Source organism: Mycobacterium sp. G7A2 (assembly GCF_041902445.1).
Taxonomy (GTDB): Bacteria; Actinomycetota; Actinomycetes; order Mycobacteriales; family Mycobacteriaceae; genus Mycobacterium.
Genome location: NZ_CP169251.1, coordinates 818,849 through 834,082 on the forward strand (window position 1 = coordinate 818,849; position 15,234 = coordinate 834,082).

Genomic DNA, 15,234 nt, shown 5'->3' on the forward strand with positions numbered 1-15,234 from the left:
TTCATGAACCTGGGGCGACGCATCGTTGTGCTGTGCGGCATGGTTATTGGCGGGCTGGCGGCCGCGCCCCTGTCGGCCGCCCAGGTGCCGCCGGTGTCGGATGCTGCGCGCGCGGTGGGGTTCGTCGACGTGCGCAGCGTCGTGCCCGACGCGGTCGTCGATCTGCGCTACGCCACCTCCGCCAACTTCGTCGGGGCGCCGCTGTACCCGGCCGGGGCCCGCTGCCTGGTGCACGAATCGCTGGCCGCCGGACTCCGCACGGCCGCGGCGGTGGTGCGCCGGGGCGGCGAGCGGCTGGTGTTCTGGGACTGTTACCGGCCGCATTCGGTCCAGGTGACGATGTTCGAGGTGGTCCCCAATCCCGCCTGGGTGGCCCGCCCGGGCCCCTATTCGAAGAGTCACGAGACGGGCCGGTCGGTGGACGTCACGCTGGCCGACGCGACGGGTCTGGTCGACATGGGCACCGGTTTCGACGACTTCACGCCGCGCAGCCATGCCGACGCCAGCGACGGCGTGAGCCCGGTCGCCCGGGCCAACCGGGCCCGCCTGCGTGAGGCGATGGAAGCCGGCGGGTTCACCGTGTACTCGGGCGAATGGTGGCATTTCGACGGTCCCGGGGCCGCAGTGCAGCGCCCGATCGTCGATGTTCCGGTGATTTGAGTGCTTCCATGGAGGGATGCGCACAATCATCGCCGCGACCGTGCTGGTGGCTGTGGCGTTGTCGGGGGGATGCAGCACCGTCGACGAGCCGGACTCGCTCGTCGACGAAGCCGGGTACCACGTTCGTGACAACGCCGTCTACTATCTGAATCCGTTTCCCGGCAAGGCTTTCGAGATCGACGATGCCGACGCCGCCACCTTCGACATCATCGACCGGACCTACGCGCGCGACAGCGGCCAGGTCTACATCAACGGCTATCCGCTGCCGGGGGCGCAGCCGAGGTCGTTCGAGCTGCTGGAGCGGCCCGGATTCGCCAAGGACAGCCGGCGGGTCTACCAGCACGACCAGCCGATCAGCACCGACCCGGGGCATTTCGAACTGCTCCCCGGTGGCCTGAGCAAAGACAGCTCGCGGGTCTACGCACCCGACGGTGCGGTGCTGTCCCATGACCCGGCCGAGTTCGAGATCGTCTCCGATGAGGACGACTACCTGTTCGCCGAAGACGGCGGCTCGGTGTACGTGAACAACCGGCCCATCCGGGGTGCCTCGCCGTCGACATTCGAGGTGCTGTCCGGTGGTTACTCCCGAGACGCCGAGCACGCGTTCTATTTCGACCGGCAGATCACCGATGCCGACGTGGCAAGCTTCCGGGTGATCGAAGGGCCGTATGCCGTTGATTCGCAACGTGTTTACTGGATGGGCGAAGTGATTGCGGGTGCCGATCCGGCGAGCTTCGAGGTGCTCAACGCCAACTTCGAATGCTCAGCGGACACCCGTCACGCGTTCTATCGGCAGACGACCATCCCCGGGGCGCGTCCGGCGACGTTCCCGCCGGACAGCGAAGTGGTCGGCTGCTCGCCGGCGTCGATATCGTTCGCCGACTGAGCCACTCAGATCTTGGTCAGGTCGGTACGCATCAGCATGATGTTGTAGTCCGACCACAGCGACAGGTTCCAGTACAGGTCCGAGCCGGTGCCGACCGTCGACGGCGACCACGGATGCATCATCGGGGCGTAGATACCGCCGGACTGCTGGGTGATCAGCACCGTCGCGTCCGACCACTCGCCCTGCGGGGTGTCGGATGTGCGGATGACCACGTTGTTGAACTGATCGCCGTACATGACGACGTACTTCTCCAGGTAGTCGTTGTACTGCACCGACATCTCACTGACCGTGTAACCCGGTTTCGTCGACCCGCACGCCCCGCCTGATTTGCCGATGATGGCCGACGCCGAGGACGGACTGTTCTTCACCCACTTGGCCGAGCTGGATCCGAACCAGCCCGACGACGCCTTCTTGTAGTACTCGTACTTGTCGGCGTCGAGGATGTTCTCCGGTGTCACCCGGGCCAGGTACGCCGCACCCTGCCGGCCGTTGGGCGTGCCGTACATGTAGACGTAGCCGTCGTCGCCCTTGACGAACGCCGACTGCTGGAAGTTCTTGTTGCCGCTGAAGATCGAGTTGTAGCGGACACTTTCCGGGGCGACGGTGAAGTTCTCGCCGTTGTCGGTGGAGTAGGCGATCGCGGAGTAGTTCGTGCTCCAGCGGCCCGCCGAGCCCCAGTTCGACACCGACATGAAGCTGACGTACTGGATGGTGCCGAACGGCGTCTCCTCGGTCACCTCGGTGGGCAGCGAGACTCCCGCCGTGGGGATCAGCGTCACCGAGTTGGGCAGCCACGACGGCCGGTTGATGATGGGCCGCGCCTGGGTCGGACCGTCGAGCGGGGCGCCACCGAACATGTTGCCGTTGAACCATTCCCCGTCCGGGATGGTCATGCCGTCGGAGAGATCGTCGTCGGAGCTGCGGAACAGCGAGTTGTAGATGTGGCGACCGGTCATGTTCGCGCTCCCGAAGGAGTCGCCGACGGCGATGAGGATCTGGTGCTCGTTCCACGGGGTGCTGGGATCGTCGACCATCCCGTTGTCCCACATCGTGCCGACGTCGGTGCCGTAGATGTCGAACCGGATGTTGGTGTTGGCCTCGGTCGAATCGCTGTAGATGTAGGGGCCGGTGACCCAGCTGACGAAGTTCGTCGACGCACTGAGCTGAGGGTTCAGGAACGGCGAGTAGGGGGTCAGCGCGGCGGCTGCGGCGGGGTCCGCCGCCAGGGTGGCCGCCGGGTCGGCGGTCAGGGCCAGGCTGGTGGGGGCCGCGGCAACGCGGCGGGCGAGCTGATCGGCGCTGCGCGCGGCGAACAGGGTCTCCAACTCGCGGCGCGCGAACGACAGCAGGGCCCACATGAACGGCGGTTGCGGAGCGCTGCCGGGATCCGGCGCGGCCTGTTGCCGGGCCCAGTCGATCATGCTGTTCACCACGTTCACCACGGCGGTGACGACGGTGTACTTCTTCGGTTCGACCGGCTGGGTCAGGGACTTGGTCGTGGTCGTGGTCGTCGCGGCGGCCAGCGTGCTGGCGTTGGCGAACACCGCGACCTTGCCGGTCTCCTTGGGTGCCTGGGCCGGATCGTCGACCGCGGAGGAGGATTCCGCGCCGGTCGTCTCCGCTTGGGCTGCGGCGGTGTCACTGGCCGCCTCGGAAGGCTGCTTCGTGGCGGTGTCGACGGGTTCGGCGGTACCGCGGTCGGATTTGTGGGCCGCCTCCGCGGACGGCTCCGGATCAGGCTCGGTCGTCTCGTCGGGGTCTGCATCCTGCGTGGGGTCCTCCGCGTCGGCGCCCCCCTGGGGCGCTTCGTCGGTGGGCTCCTCGGCGGCTTCACCGTCGGAGATGTCCCCGGCCGTGTCGCCGTCGGCGGTGTCATCGGAGCCGCCGTCAGCGTCGTCACCGTCCACGCCGAGATCGATGTCCTCGGCCTCGTCGTCGCCGGCGTCAGCCTCGTCGGCGTCGGACCCGTCCGTATCGCCGTCGCCACTGTCATCCCGGGACGTGCCGGCCGTGGGGCCGCTCGAACCCGAGGACGAACTCTCCGAGGCGGCGTTCTCCGATGTTGCTGACGAGGACTCCGAGGACTCCGCAGAACCGCGGGAATCCGTGTCATCGGCCCAGGCAACTCCCTGGCCTGCGAAGACTGCCGTTCCGACGCCCAGGGCGACGGCTAGACCGCCGACCCGCCCGACGTATGCTGCGCCACCCATGAAACCCCTTCGAACCAGCCCAGATCGACCCCCGTCGTCGGGACCATTGAAGCGTATCCGCGCGGAGGCGGCCAGCAAAAAGTCAAAACGTCACAACATTCACTTCGTTACCGTGACCATGCGCGTTCGGGGGAACACCGCGGGCATCGGGAGGTAGCCGGCAAACCCGTTCGCCGCACTCACTCGACCCGTTCGAGCGCCTTCTCGTACAGGTCGACCGCGTCGGCGATACCGTCACCGACCCACGCGTCGACAAATCCGACCTGGTCGGCGACCAACTGCACACGCTGCAGCCACAGTTCGAAATCGCCGTCGCGGCGCAGCGCGTCGATCTGCTCGACCGATCCCTGGATCAGGATGAAGCCACCGAGTTCGATGCTTTGCGGCTTGAGCACCACGCGGTCGAACCGCTCGATCCGGTTCTGCGCCTGCAGGCCGCCGAGATACTCCTGCGTCTCGATTAGCAGGTCGAGCGCCTTGCGCTCACGTCCGCGCGTCGGCACACCCCATGCGATCCACAACCCGGTCTCGGCCATGGGGACACGCTACTGTCTGGAGCCCCCTGTCAGGATTGAACTGACGACCGCTCGCTTACAAGGCGAGTGCTCTACCACTGAGCTAAGGAGGCGCGGGGCCAAGCCTATCGGCTCGCTAGTCCGCGTCGATAATCCGTTGCGAGGTCACCGGGCGGGAGACCGGCCGGCTGCGCGGTCGCCTGCCGGGGAACGGGATACGATCGGCGATGTTGCTCAGCGGGTTGACCACCTGGCTGAGCACGATCACCGCCTCACGCAGCGCCTCGATCGTCGGTTCCAGCGCCTCCAACCCGGGAGCCAGTCGGTTCAGCGTGTCGGCGACATCGGCGAGCTGTTCGAGCGGACCGTTGCGGGCGGTCAGCTTGTCGATCAGCCCGCCCTCGGCCAGCAGGCGGTCGGCCAGCCCGTCCTCGGCCAGCACGCGTTCCACCAGCCCTTCCTCGTCCAGCAGCTGGTCGACCAGACCGCCCGGCTCGATGGCCCGCATCAGCCCGCCGTCGTCCTGGGTGAGCCGGTCGAGCACTCCGCCCGGGGCGGTGAGCCGGTCGACGACGCCGCCCGGTTTCAGCAGCCGGTCCAGTGCGCCGTCGGGTGCCAGCGCGCGACCCAGCGGCTGGTCCTCGTCCATCAGGCGGGCCAACCGGTTGGCTCGCTCGACGGCGTCCTCGATGCCGAGCACCTGCGCCATCGACGTGGGGCGACCCGTCCGCACCCCGTCCTTCTCTTCGCCCACCGTGCGGTGCGCGATGTCCAGAGCACCCGTCGCCACCGTGATGCCGGCGTCCGCGACGGCCAGCCCGGCGCGCACCGGCGCGAACGCGAGCCCGGTGAGGGATTTGGCGAGGTTCATCTACCCAGTCTAGGGACGACGCAACATCGGATTCACAGGAACTGCACAGTTACCGTGCAGCACATTTCCAAGCGATCCGACGATTATTGATAGCTATGGCCATGCCCGTTCCCGAGAACATCCCTGAGGCCCGTGTGCTGGTGGTCGATGACGAGGCGAACATCGTCGAGTTGCTGTCGGTGAGCCTGAAGTTCCAGGGCTTCGAGGTGCACACGGCCTCGAACGGCCCGGCCGCGTTGGACAAGGCCCGCGAAGTGCGCCCCGACGCGATCATCCTCGACGTGATGATGCCGGGCATGGACGGCTTCGGGCTGCTGCGCCGGCTGCGTGCCGACGGTGTCGACGCCCCCGCGCTGTTCCTGACCGCGCGCGACTCGTTGCAGGACAAGATCGCCGGCCTTACCCTCGGTGGCGACGACTACGTGACCAAGCCGTTCAGCCTCGAGGAGGTCGTGGCCCGGCTGCGGGTCATCCTGCGCCGGTCCGGCCGCGGCATCGAGGAACCGCGGACCTCGCGGCTCACGTTCGCCGACATCGAGATCGACGAGGACACCCACGAAGTGTGGAAAGCCGGTGAGCCCGTGTCGCTGTCGCCGACCGAGTTCACACTGCTGCGGTACTTCATCATCAACGCGGGCACGGTGTTGTCGAAGCCGAAGATCCTCGACCACGTGTGGCGTTACGACTTCGGCGGTGACGTCAACGTCGTCGAGTCCTACGTGTCCTATCTGCGGCGCAAGATCGACACCGGCGACAAGCGTCTGCTGCACACCTTGCGCGGTGTCGGCTATGTCCTGCGCGAACCCAGGTAGCCGCGCTGGACAATAGTGGCGTGGCAGCTCAGGTCAGGCGCGGCGTCCCGCTTCGGGTCGGACTGGTCGCCGCCACGCTCGTGCTGGTGGCGCTGGGCCTGTTGGCGTCCGGCGTCGCGGTGACGACCCTGCTTCAGCACAGTCTGATGAACCGCGTGGACGACACCCTGCTCGACGCGTCGAGGGGCTGGGCCCAGGTGCCGAGGCGGATACCCACCTCACCGGTCGAGCCGAACCCGGCGCGACCGCCGTCGGATTTCTACGTGCGCGGCATGGATCCCGACGGCCTCATCTGGATGGCGGTCAACGACCGGGACACCGAGCCGCGTCTGCCCGCCGACAACGATGTGGGGCCGGCGCCGGTCACCGTCGGCTCCATCGACGGCTCCGACACCCAGTGGCGCGCGATGACCGTCCGCGGTCTCAGCGGTGAACTCACCACCGTCGCGATCGATCTGTCCAACGTGAACTCCACGGTGCGGGCGCTGATCTACGCCCAGATCGGCATCGGCGCCGCCGTGCTCATCGTCCTCGGCGTGGCCGGCTACGCCGTCGTGCATCGCAGCCTGCGGCCGCTGACCGAAGTGGAGGAGACGGCCGCGGCCATCGCCGCGGGTCAACTGGACCGCCGCGTCCCCGAACGCGACCCGGCCACCGAGGTCGGTCGACTCTCACTCGCGCTCAACGGCATGCTCGCCCAGATCCAGCGCGCGCTGGCCTCCTCGGAGCAGTCCGCGGAGCAGGCCCGCACATCCGAGGACCGGATGCGGCGCTTCATCACCGACGCCAGCCACGAACTACGCACCCCGCTGACCACCATTCGCGGCTTCGCCGAGCTCTACCGCCAGGGCGCCGCCCGGGATGTGGAGATGCTGATGGGACGCATCGAAAGCGAGTCCCGCCGAATGGGGCTGCTGGTCGAGGACCTCCTGCTGCTGGCCCGCCTCGACGCGCAACGCCCACTTGAACATCACCGGGTGGATCTGCTGGCGCTGGCCAGCGACGCCGTCCACGACGCGCAGTCCATCGCCCCGCAGCGGCGTATCCGGATGGAGGTGTTCGACGGCCCCGGGACGCCCGAAGTGCTCGGCGACGAGGCCCGCCTGCGGCAGGTGCTGAGCAACTTGATGGCCAACGCGCTGCAGCACACGCCCGAGACGGCCGGGGTGACCGTGCGGGTGGGCACCGACGGACCCGACGCGGTCATCGAGGTGTGCGATCAAGGCCCCGGGATGTCGACCGAAGACGCCCAACGGGTGTTCGAGCGGTTCTACCGCGCCGACTCGTCGCGGACCCGGGCCAGCGGCGGCACCGGCCTCGGCCTGTCCATCGTGGATTCGCTCGTCTACGCGCACGGCGGGCGCGTCGCGGTGGCCACCTCACCGGGACAGGGCTGCCGCTTCCGCGTGAGCCTGCCCCGGATCGCCGAGGCGGCGGTACTCAGCCCAGGTCAGCCAGCGCGTCCTTGATCTTGGCCTGCGCCTCGTCGAGGGACTCCGGCGACGGATTGCGGTCGACGTTGGCGAAGCCGAAGTCCGACAGGTCACGAGCCGGGAACACGTGCACATGAAGATGCGGCACTTCCAGGCCGGCGATGATGACGCCGGCCCGCTCGGCGTCGAACGCGCTGCACACGGCCTTGCCGATGAGCTGGGACACCTCCATCACCCGGGCGAAGACCGCGGGTTCGATGTTCTGCCACTGGTCGATCTCGGCGCGCGGCACCACCAGGGTGTGCCCCTGGGTCATCGGCTCGATCGTCAGGAACGCGACGACGTCCTCGCTCTCGTAGACGAACCGACCCGGGATCTCGCCGTTGATGATCTTGGTGAAGATGCTGGCCATCCCACGAGCATTCCAGGAGCGGCGGCACACGAAAAAGTCGGGTGTGACCCATCCCACCCGATCCCGGCTACGAACACCTCACATGGATGCCAATGAACTGAGCGAACTACTGCTGGCTTCGCCGCTGTCCGCCGTGCCCGCGGCCGTCATGGTGGTGCTGACCGCACTGACCATGCGATCGGTGATCAAGCGTGAACAGGCGATCATGCCGAGGCGCCGACCCGCCTCCGCGGTGCAGGCGGCCTATCAGAGTCGCTGGCGCAACCGCCCGTCGACCTGAACAGGTGCGGCCTCGCGAAACCGGCGAAGCGCGACGATGCCCGGCCCGTCCTGGCTAGCCTGACCGCATGCTGGGACTGATGCAGGACCGCCCGCTGCTCATCTCCTCGTTGATCGAGCACGCCGCGGCATGTCACGCCGACACCGAGATCGTCTCGCGCCTGCCCGAGGGGCCGGTCCGACGCACCACCTGGTCGCAGATCAGGGACCAGTCCAAGCAGGTGGCCAACGCGTTGGCCCAGCTGGGCATCTCGGCGGCGGACCGGGTGGCCACACTGGCCTGGAACAGCGACCGTCACCTCGCGCTCTACTACGGGGTGTCGGGTTCCGGCGCGGTGATGCACACCGTCAACCCGAGGCTCTTCGCCGAGCAGATCGTCTACATCATCAACCATGCCGAAGATCGGGTGCTGTTCTTCGACATCACCTTCGCGGCTCTGGTCACTGAACTGGCGCCCGAGCTGGAGACCGTCGAGCACTACGTCGTCATGACCGACCGCGAGCACATGCCCGACCTGCCCGGCATCCCCGCCGAGCGACTGCTGTGCTTCGACGAGTTCGTCGCCGCGCAGTCCACCCACTACGAGTGGCCCGAGTTCGACGAACGCAGCGCGTCCTCGCTGTGCTACACCTCCGGCACCACCGGAAACCCCAAAGGCGTGCTGTACTCCCATCGGTCGACGGTGCTGCACGCGATGCTGTCGCTGTCGCGGGACACCTTCGACATCCACAGCGGTGCGACGCTGCTGCTGGTGGTCCCGATGTTCCACGCCAACGCCTGGGGCACCCCGTATTCCGCGGCGATGGTCGGTGCCAAGCTGGTGCTGCCGGGCCCGCATCTGGACGGCGAGAGCGTCTATGAGCTGATGAGAGACGAGCGCGTCACCATCATGCAGGGCGTTCCGACGGTGTGGTTGATGCTGTTCGGCTACCTCGACCAGCATCCCGAGATCGACCCGAGCGAACTGGTTCTGGAGTGGGCCGGCATCGGTGGTTCCGCGCTGTCGCAGTCGATGCTCGAGCGCATCGAGCGCGATCTGGGCGCCGAGGGCGGACAGGGATGGGGGATGACCGAGACCAGCCCGATCTGCGTCGTCGGCCGGCTGCTCCCCAAACATGCGGGTCTGCCTGTCGGCGAACAGCAGAAGGTCAAACTCAAGCAGGGTCGTGGCGTGTTCGGGGTCGAACTGAAGATCGTCGACGAGGACGGACACCGATTGCCCTGGGACGGTCAGGCTTTCGGGGAGGTCTGGGTGCGCGGACCCTGGATCGCCAGCGGCTACTTCAAGGGCGAGGGCGGCGAGCGGCTCGACGGTGAAGGGTTCTTCCCCACCGGGGACATCGCCACCATCGACGCGGACGGTTACCTGCAGTTGGTGGACCGCACCAAGGACGTCATCAAATCCGGGGGCGAATGGGTCAGTTCGATCGACCTGGAGAACGCGGCGATGGGACACCCCGACGTCGCCGAGGCGGCGGTCATCGCCGTCCCACACCCCAAGTGGCAGGAGCGCCCGCTTCTTCTGGTCGTCGCCCGCGAGGGTAGAAGCCCTACCAGGGACGACATCCTGGAGCATCTGGCCGGGCAGGTCGCCAAGTGGTGGCTACCCGACGACGTGGTGTTCCTCGACGAGCTGCCCCACACCGCGACCGGAAAGGTGCTCAAACTGGAGCTGCGCAAGCAGTTCCGGGATCACCGGTTGCCTACGGCCTGACCTGCGCCGCGATCTCCTGCACCGTCCACGGCGGCTCGCCGTGGTGGTCGCGGTAGGCCACGATGCCCGGCGTCTGCCGCGCGAACCTCCCGACGAATCCTCCTGCGGCGATGAAGATCTGCCCGCTGACGTCCTCGGCCAGATCGCTGGCCAGATAGGCATAGGTGGGAGCGACGTACTCGGGTGGACCCGCATCCATGGCGCCCGCGAAGCTGACGTCGTCGAGCAGGCCGCGCCGGTTCAGCGCGGTGATGTGCTGCTCGTACTCTGTGCCGCTGGACAACCGCGTCTTCGCGCCCGGGCACACCACGTTGGCCCGCACCCGGTGTTCCTTGAGTTCGGCCGCGATCGCCAGCGTCAGTGAGTTGACTGCGCCTTTGCCCGCCGGGTAGCCCGTCCCGCCGTAGTCGCCGAGGAAGGCGAACGAACTCGTGTTGACGATCGCGCCCCGGCCCTGCGCGACCATCCGGGGTGCGGCGGCGCGGCACGTCTCGAACGTGGTGCCCAGATGCGCATCCAGCAGATCGTGGAACTGGGCGCTGGTGATGTCCAGTATCGACGAGCCGGGTGGCTCGGCCGTGCCGGCACAGTTGACCAGGATGTCGACGCTGTCGAACTCGCCGGCGCAGGTGGCGATGAGAGCATCGGCGACGGACGGGTCGGCGGGGGAGCCGGCCAGTGCGACCGCGCCGGGGATGCGGCGCGCGGCGTCGTCGGCGGACGTGTCGTCGCGCCCGTTGACCACGACGCCCGCGCCCAGGGACGCGAGCAGTTCGGCCACCGCGAGCCCGATGCCGCGCGTGCCGCCGACGACGACGGCGCCGCGGCCCGACAGCAGCCCGCTAATCCGCACCCTCCGGTTGGGTGAACGTCATCGCGTCCATGTTCCAGTAGCCGCGCAGGTTCGTGATCAGCCCGGCGTCGTTCACCCGGTAGGTGAACACACCCCGCACCGTGGCGACGAACCCGTTCGGGAACGTCGTCTCGAGCACCAGGATGTAGGCGATCTCGGTGGGGCTGCTGGACGGAAACGTCTCCTCGCAGGTGATGCGCAGCTGGTTGGGCCCGATGTTGGTGTCGTAGAACTCCGCCACCGCGGCCTTGCCCCGCACCCCGGTGCCGTCCGGGTTGGTGACCGCCTCACCGATCGGATCCTCGAGAACGACGTCATCGGCCATCAGGGCCAGCCAGCCGTCCTTGTCGCCCGTCTGCACGCAGCGCCACGAACCCTGCGACGCCGCGACGACGGGCGACTGGGTGGCGGTGTCGGTCATCGGAGGACCTACCGATCGGCGTCGGTGTAGCGGATCACACCGCGGATGTTCTTGCCCTCGAGCATGTCCCGGTAACCCTCGTTGATCTGCTCGAGCTTGTACTGCCGGGTCACCATGTCGTCGAGGTTCAACCGGCCCGCCTTGTACATCGACAGCAGCTGTGGGATGTCGAAGTGCGGGTTGCCGCCACCGAAGATGGTGCCCTGCAGGTTCTTCTGCAGCAGCGTCAGCATCGACAGGTTAAGCGTGACATCGGAGCTCGCCATGTTGGCGACCGCGGTGACCACACAGGTACCGCCCTTGGCGGTGATGTTGAGGTAGTTGTCGATCTCCTCGCCCTTGAGTTCACCGGTGGTGATGATCGTCTTGGACGCCATCCGGCCCTCGGTGATCTCGGCGACGCCCATCATCGCGCTGACGATGTCGGGGTAGGCGTGGGTCGCGCCGAACTTCAGTGCCTGGTCGCGCTTCCACTCGACCGGGTCGACGGCGAAGATGTTGCGGGCACCGGCGTTCAGCGCGCCCTGCAGCGCACCCATGCCGACACCGCCGATGCCGGCGATGACGACGTCGTCGCCCGGCCGCACGTCGGCGCTGCGCACCGCCGAGCCGTAGCCGGTGGTGACGCCGCACCCAACCAGGCAGGCCACCTCGAACGGGATGGACGGGTCGATCTTAACGACCGAGCTCTTGTGCACGACCATGTACGGGCTGAAGGTGCCCAGCAGCGTCATCGGGATGACGGGCGTGCCGTCGGTGGCGTGGATGCGGTGGGTGTTGTCGGAGACCGCTGTGCCCTGCAGCAGCATCGCACCCAGGTCGCACAGGTTGCGCATCCCGGCCTGGCATGACGGACACGAGCCGCACGACGGGATGAACGACAGCACCACGTGGTCGCCCGGCTCGAGGCCCTCGACGCCCGGGCCCACCTCGGTGACGATCCCGGCGCCCTCATGTCCGCCGAGCACGGGGAAGCCGGCCATCGGGATGTCGCCGGTGACCAGGTGATGGTCCGAGTGGCACATGCCCGCGGCTTCCATCTGGATCTTGACCTCGTCCTTGACGGGGTCGCCGATCTCGATCTCCTGGATGGTCCAAGGCTGGTTGAACTCCCAGATCAGAGCGCCTTTGGTCTTCATATCTCCTGCTTTCGGCTAGAGCTCTTGGTTCCAGACTAGAGGCTCTAGTTAGCCACATCACAACGCCCCCAAGCAACTGCTTGGTGGTGTGCTCACCAAATCGGGACGGGGGCCTCGCCCAGCGGGTAGTAACCGGGCAACTTCTCCCCGGCCAGCGACCGCTCGATGCGCTTCTGCATCGTCGGTGTGAGGTCGCCGGATTCGATCAACTTCATGAACGCCTTCTGCACATGTCCGAAGTCGAAGAAGTCGCGTTGCCACTCGATCAGCAACTGCTCGTTCAGCCGGAACCAGCTACCGCCGATGCCGTAGATTTCGTCGCGGGTTCCGTCGGACTTGTGGGCGATCTGCTTCCAGAAGCCCACGATCTCGTTCTGCTTCTCGTCGATCAGGACCTTCTGGTACTCGTAGACCCAGTTCTCCAGGCCCTCCATCTCCAAGCCGAGCGCGACGTCGCGGATCTCGTCCTTGTTGACGCACATGACGTCTTCCTTCGGACCGATGTTCCACCCGTACGTCGCGTCGTCGGTGTAGAAGTCCGCCATGGGTTTCCAGTCACCGGCCGCCTCGGCGTCGCGGTTGGCCTGCAGCCACCGCTCGACCCAGTCCTCCAGTTGTTCGCGTGACGCCATTCTCACTCCTTTTCTTCGATGGACAGTGCGCGGGTCGGACACATCTCGACGGCCAGTTCCACGGCATCGCGGAGTTCGTCGGGGGGCTCGGGATCGACGACCTCGACGACGCCGCGCTTGGGCACCTGGAACACGTCCGGTGCCTCGAGCTCGCACATGGCGTGTCCCTGGCACAGGTCCTCGTCGAGCACCACTCGGTAGCAGCCCATCGGCCTAGTCCTTGACTCGCCTGCGATAGCGGACCGTGGCGGGCCGCGCGAGCTGCACCACCATCTTGGAATGATCGTTGCGGTACGAATCGGCGGGCTGGGCCATCTCGAACTCGTACTCGCGCAACAGGACCGAGAAGATCGCCTTGATCTGCATCTGCGCGAAAGCCGCACCGACGCAGCGGTGCTTTCCCGCCCCGAACGGAATCCACGTCCACCGGTTGATCAGGTCTTCCTGGCGCGGCTTGTTGTAGCGGTCCGGATCGAAGTTGTCCGGATTCGGGAAATCCTCGGGAATCCGGTTGGAGATGGCCGGCGAGGCGGCCACCATCTGACCTTTGTGGATCGGGTGCCCCGCCACCTCGAACTCGTCCTGGGCCACCCTCATGAGGATGATCAGCGGCGGGTGCAGCCGCAGCGTCTCCTTGAGTGCGTTGTCGAGCTTCGGGATCTGACGCAGTGCATGGAAACTCACCTCCTGGCCGTCGGCGTAGAGGTCGTCGAGCTCCTGTTGAACCTGCGCGTAGTAGTCGGGATGCCGCAGCAGTTCGATCAGCGTCCAGCTCGACGTACCCGAGCTGGTGTGGTGGCCGGCGAACATCAACGAGATGAACATGCCGGTGATCTCGTTGGCCGAGAATCGGGGGTTGCCGTTGTCGTCCTTGATCGAGACGAGCACGTCGAGCATGTCCCGGTCGGATTTGTCCTTGGGCGGGTTGGCGATTCGGCCGTCCATCACGTCCTGCACGAGCTCGACCAGTCCGGCGCGGGCTTCGTCTCGGATGCGGAAGCTCTCGATCGGCAGGTACGGGTCGACGTAGCACAGCGGGTCGGTGCCGCGTTCGAGCAGGTGGTAGTAGTTGGCGAAGCGCGAGTCGAGCTGATTGCGGAACTTCAGCCCGATCAGGCATGCCGTCGAGGTGTAGATCGTCAGCTCGGCGAAGAACTCCAGGAGGTCGATCTCGCCGGAGTCGCCCCAGTCGGCGATCATCCGCTTGACCTCGTTCTCGATCGTCGCGGCGTGGCCCTTCATCTGTTCACCGCGCAGCGCCGAGTTGTGCAGCATCTCCGCCCGGCGCTCGGGATCGGCGTCGAACACCACGCCCTCGCCGAAGATCGGTGTCATGAACGGGTACGCCTCAGCCTGATTGAGCTCGCTGTCGCTGGAGCGGAAGAAGAACTCGTTGGCCTCGGCGCCGGAGAGCATCACGACCTGCTTGCCGGCGAGCTGGAACCAGCCCACGTCCCCGCACTCCTCGCGGAGGCGCTTCATCAGCCCGATCGGATCGGTGCGGAACTCTTCCAGGTGCCCGTGCTCTTCGTCTTCCCCACCGGAGACGCGGGGGACTATTGCAGTGGTCATGAGTCCAGTCCTCCTTCTTCGAGCCTGAGCTTCTGACGGTCTCTTGTCGTGATCAGCGGCGCCTCGGGCTGCAGCTCCATGTTGGCGATGAAGCCGCCGCGCGGGGTTTCGGCGACGAAGGTGATGGCGCGCGCCAGATCCGAGGCGCGCAGGAAGTAGTCGTGCCGTGCCTGACCCCACTTGGCCCAGTCCTCGAGAGCGGGCCCGATGAGCTCGGCGGGCAAGCTCCAGCCCATTCCCGTCTTCGTCGGACCAGGATGCACGATCGACGCGCGCACTCCGGTGCCTTCCAGCTCCATCTGCAGGTTCGTGACCATTGCCACCAGAGCTGCCTTCGCCGCGCCGTAGGCGCCCATGTGCGGGCGCTGGCGCAGCGCCACATCCGAACCCACGAAGATCAGGTCGCCGCGCTGGCGTTCGATCATGCCCGGCAGCACCGCGGTGGCAACCCGGTTTGCGCCGATCAGGTGGATCTGAATCTGCGACTCGAACTGTTCGGTGCTGATCGCGTCCAGCTTGCCGAAGTAGGTGTCGCCGGCGCCGGCGACGAGCACCTCGATGTCGCCCAGTTCGGCGGTGGTCTGCTCGACGCACGCTTTCACCGAGTCGGGGTCGGTGACATCGAGATGGACCGCGATGGCCTCGCCGCCGTCGGCGCGGATCGTCTCGACGATCCCCTGGCACTTCTCCACGCGGCGGGCACCCAGCGCAACCGGGAAGCCGCGGGCTGCGAGGTCGATCGCGGTGGCGGCACCGATGCCGGACGAGGCGCCGGCCACCAGCGCGGGTCGGCGGTCGGGCAGCGGGTCAAAACGGGGCATTGC

Annotated in this window: 17 protein-coding genes and 1 tRNA gene; 6 read left to right on the forward strand and 12 right to left on the reverse strand. The window is 67.0% G+C overall.

The features are described 5' to 3' along the window. Positions 1-3: 3 nt before the first annotated feature. Both ACEWX3_RS03960 and ACEWX3_RS03965 read left to right on the forward strand, forming a co-directional pair. Positions 4-660 (forward strand): M15 family metallopeptidase, encoded by a 657-nt coding sequence (locus ACEWX3_RS03960; RefSeq protein ID WP_374158724.1) that lies wholly within the window; start codon positions 4-6, stop codon positions 658-660. Between the two features lie 16 nt (positions 661-676). Continuing rightward, on the forward strand, positions 677-1,546 hold the full coding sequence (locus ACEWX3_RS03965) for a DKNYY domain-containing protein (protein WP_374158725.1): 870 nt from the start codon (positions 677-679) through the stop codon (positions 1,544-1,546). A 5-nt stretch (positions 1,547-1,551) separates the two neighbouring features. Here the strand turns inward: ACEWX3_RS03965 and ACEWX3_RS03970 are convergent, their stop codons facing one another. From ACEWX3_RS03970 to ACEWX3_RS03985, 4 genes are all read right to left on the reverse strand, one after another. Further along, on the reverse strand, positions 1,552-3,756 hold the full coding sequence (locus ACEWX3_RS03970; RefSeq protein ID WP_374158726.1) for a DUF4185 domain-containing protein: 2,205 nt from the start codon (positions 3,754-3,756) through the stop codon (positions 1,552-1,554). Between the two features lie 179 nt (positions 3,757-3,935). After that, on the reverse strand, positions 3,936-4,292 hold the full coding sequence (locus tag ACEWX3_RS03975; RefSeq protein ID WP_207064653.1) for a hypothetical protein: 357 nt from the start codon (positions 4,290-4,292) through the stop codon (positions 3,936-3,938). Positions 4,293-4,309: 17 nt separating this feature from the next. Further along, positions 4,310-4,384, reverse strand: a tRNA-Thr gene (locus tag ACEWX3_RS03980). A 23-nt stretch (positions 4,385-4,407) separates the two neighbouring features. Then, positions 4,408-5,142: a hypothetical protein gene (locus tag ACEWX3_RS03985; RefSeq protein WP_221354343.1), complete on the reverse strand. Its 735-nt coding sequence runs from the start codon at positions 5,140-5,142 to the stop codon at positions 4,408-4,410. A gap of 95 nt (positions 5,143-5,237) precedes the next feature. Between ACEWX3_RS03985 and ACEWX3_RS03990 the strand changes: the two genes are divergently transcribed. Continuing rightward, on the forward strand, positions 5,238-5,954 hold the full coding sequence (locus tag ACEWX3_RS03990) for a response regulator transcription factor (RefSeq protein WP_207064651.1): 717 nt from the start codon (positions 5,238-5,240) through the stop codon (positions 5,952-5,954). 20 nt (positions 5,955-5,974) lie between these two features. Continuing rightward, a complete protein-coding gene (locus tag ACEWX3_RS03995; RefSeq protein WP_374158727.1) occupies positions 5,975-7,423 on the forward strand; it encodes a sensor histidine kinase in 1,449 nt (482 codons plus the stop codon). Here ACEWX3_RS03995 and ACEWX3_RS04000 read toward each other — a convergent pair. Next, positions 7,395-7,799 (reverse strand): HIT family protein, encoded by a 405-nt coding sequence (locus tag ACEWX3_RS04000; protein ID WP_221354345.1) that lies wholly within the window; start codon positions 7,797-7,799, stop codon positions 7,395-7,397. The two genes, ACEWX3_RS03995 and ACEWX3_RS04000, sit on opposite strands and share 29 nt — an antisense overlap. Before the next feature lie 82 nt (positions 7,800-7,881). On the opposite strand from ACEWX3_RS04000, the gene ACEWX3_RS04005 reads away from it, so the two are divergent. Both ACEWX3_RS04005 and ACEWX3_RS04010 read left to right on the forward strand, forming a co-directional pair. After that, entirely contained in the window at positions 7,882-8,079 is a 198-nt protein-coding gene (locus ACEWX3_RS04005) for a hypothetical protein (RefSeq protein WP_152518778.1), read from the forward strand. 67 nt (positions 8,080-8,146) lie between these two features. Further along, positions 8,147-9,793, forward strand: coding sequence for a long-chain-fatty-acid--CoA ligase (locus ACEWX3_RS04010; RefSeq protein WP_374158728.1), 1,647 nt, complete (start codon positions 8,147-8,149; stop codon positions 9,791-9,793). Here the strand turns inward: ACEWX3_RS04010 and ACEWX3_RS04015 are convergent. The 7 genes from ACEWX3_RS04015 to ACEWX3_RS04045 form a co-directional block, all read right to left on the reverse strand. Beyond that, the gene (locus tag ACEWX3_RS04015) at positions 9,783-10,640 is read right to left on the reverse strand and encodes an SDR family NAD(P)-dependent oxidoreductase (protein ID WP_374159779.1); all 858 of its coding nucleotides are present in this window, start codon (positions 10,638-10,640) and stop codon (positions 9,783-9,785) included. The genes ACEWX3_RS04010 and ACEWX3_RS04015 overlap by 11 nt on opposite strands. Beyond that, positions 10,636-11,067, reverse strand: a complete 432-nt coding sequence (locus ACEWX3_RS04020; protein ID WP_207064648.1) for a nuclear transport factor 2 family protein — start codon at positions 11,065-11,067, stop codon at positions 10,636-10,638. Before ACEWX3_RS04020 ends, ACEWX3_RS04015 begins: the two co-directional genes overlap by 5 nt. Positions 11,068-11,075: 8 nt before the next feature. Then, the gene (locus tag ACEWX3_RS04025) at positions 11,076-12,206 is read right to left on the reverse strand and encodes an NDMA-dependent alcohol dehydrogenase (RefSeq protein ID WP_207064647.1); all 1,131 of its coding nucleotides are present in this window, start codon (positions 12,204-12,206) and stop codon (positions 11,076-11,078) included. A 92-nt stretch (positions 12,207-12,298) separates the two neighbouring features. Continuing rightward, positions 12,299-12,838, reverse strand: a complete 540-nt coding sequence (locus tag ACEWX3_RS04030) for a nuclear transport factor 2 family protein (protein WP_207064646.1) — start codon at positions 12,836-12,838, stop codon at positions 12,299-12,301. A 2-nt stretch (positions 12,839-12,840) separates the two neighbouring features. Beyond that, a complete protein-coding gene (locus ACEWX3_RS04035; protein WP_207064645.1) occupies positions 12,841-13,047 on the reverse strand; it encodes a ferredoxin in 207 nt (68 codons plus the stop codon). 4 nt (positions 13,048-13,051) lie between these two features. Then, positions 13,052-14,410: a cytochrome P450 gene (locus ACEWX3_RS04040; RefSeq protein ID WP_374158729.1), complete on the reverse strand. Its 1,359-nt coding sequence runs from the start codon at positions 14,408-14,410 to the stop codon at positions 13,052-13,054. After that, positions 14,407-15,231, reverse strand: a complete 825-nt coding sequence (locus ACEWX3_RS04045) for an SDR family oxidoreductase (protein ID WP_374158730.1) — start codon at positions 15,229-15,231, stop codon at positions 14,407-14,409. Before ACEWX3_RS04045 ends, ACEWX3_RS04040 begins: the two co-directional genes overlap by 4 nt. Positions 15,232-15,234 lie beyond the last annotated feature (3 nt).

Excerpts from the sequence above, each read along its gene's own strand:
- ACEWX3_RS04040 (WP_374158729.1), bottom strand. The coding sequence starts at position 14,410 with ATGACCACTGCAATAGTCCCCCGCGTCTCCGGTGGGGAAGACGAAGAG.
- ACEWX3_RS03985 (WP_221354343.1), bottom strand. The coding sequence starts at position 5,142 with ATGAACCTCGCCAAATCCCTCACCGGGCTCGCGTTCGCGCCGGTGCGC.
- ACEWX3_RS03990 (WP_207064651.1), top strand. The coding sequence starts at position 5,238 with ATGGCCATGCCCGTTCCCGAGAACATCCCTGAGGCCCGTGTGCTGGTG.
- ACEWX3_RS04010 (WP_374158728.1), top strand. The coding sequence starts at position 8,147 with ATGCTGGGACTGATGCAGGACCGCCCGCTGCTCATCTCCTCGTTGATC.
- ACEWX3_RS03970 (WP_374158726.1), bottom strand. The coding sequence starts at position 3,756 with ATGGGTGGCGCAGCATACGTCGGGCGGGTCGGCGGTCTAGCCGTCGCC.
- ACEWX3_RS04025 (WP_207064647.1), bottom strand. The coding sequence starts at position 12,206 with ATGAAGACCAAAGGCGCTCTGATCTGGGAGTTCAACCAGCCTTGGACC.
- ACEWX3_RS03960 (WP_374158724.1), top strand. The coding sequence starts at position 4 with ATGAACCTGGGGCGACGCATCGTTGTGCTGTGCGGCATGGTTATTGGC.
- ACEWX3_RS04000 (WP_221354345.1), bottom strand. The coding sequence starts at position 7,799 with ATGGCCAGCATCTTCACCAAGATCATCAACGGCGAGATCCCGGGTCGG.
- ACEWX3_RS04005 (WP_152518778.1), top strand. The coding sequence starts at position 7,882 with ATGGATGCCAATGAACTGAGCGAACTACTGCTGGCTTCGCCGCTGTCC.
- ACEWX3_RS04020 (WP_207064648.1), bottom strand. The coding sequence starts at position 11,067 with ATGACCGACACCGCCACCCAGTCGCCCGTCGTCGCGGCGTCGCAGGGT.
- ACEWX3_RS04035 (WP_207064645.1), bottom strand. The coding sequence starts at position 13,047 with ATGGGCTGCTACCGAGTGGTGCTCGACGAGGACCTGTGCCAGGGACAC.
- ACEWX3_RS03965 (WP_374158725.1), top strand. The coding sequence starts at position 677 with ATGCGCACAATCATCGCCGCGACCGTGCTGGTGGCTGTGGCGTTGTCG.
- ACEWX3_RS04030 (WP_207064646.1), bottom strand. The coding sequence starts at position 12,838 with ATGGCGTCACGCGAACAACTGGAGGACTGGGTCGAGCGGTGGCTGCAG.
- ACEWX3_RS03975 (WP_207064653.1), bottom strand. The coding sequence starts at position 4,292 with ATGGCCGAGACCGGGTTGTGGATCGCATGGGGTGTGCCGACGCGCGGA.
- ACEWX3_RS04045 (WP_374158730.1), bottom strand. The coding sequence starts at position 15,231 with ATGCCCCGTTTTGACCCGCTGCCCGACCGCCGACCCGCGCTGGTGGCC.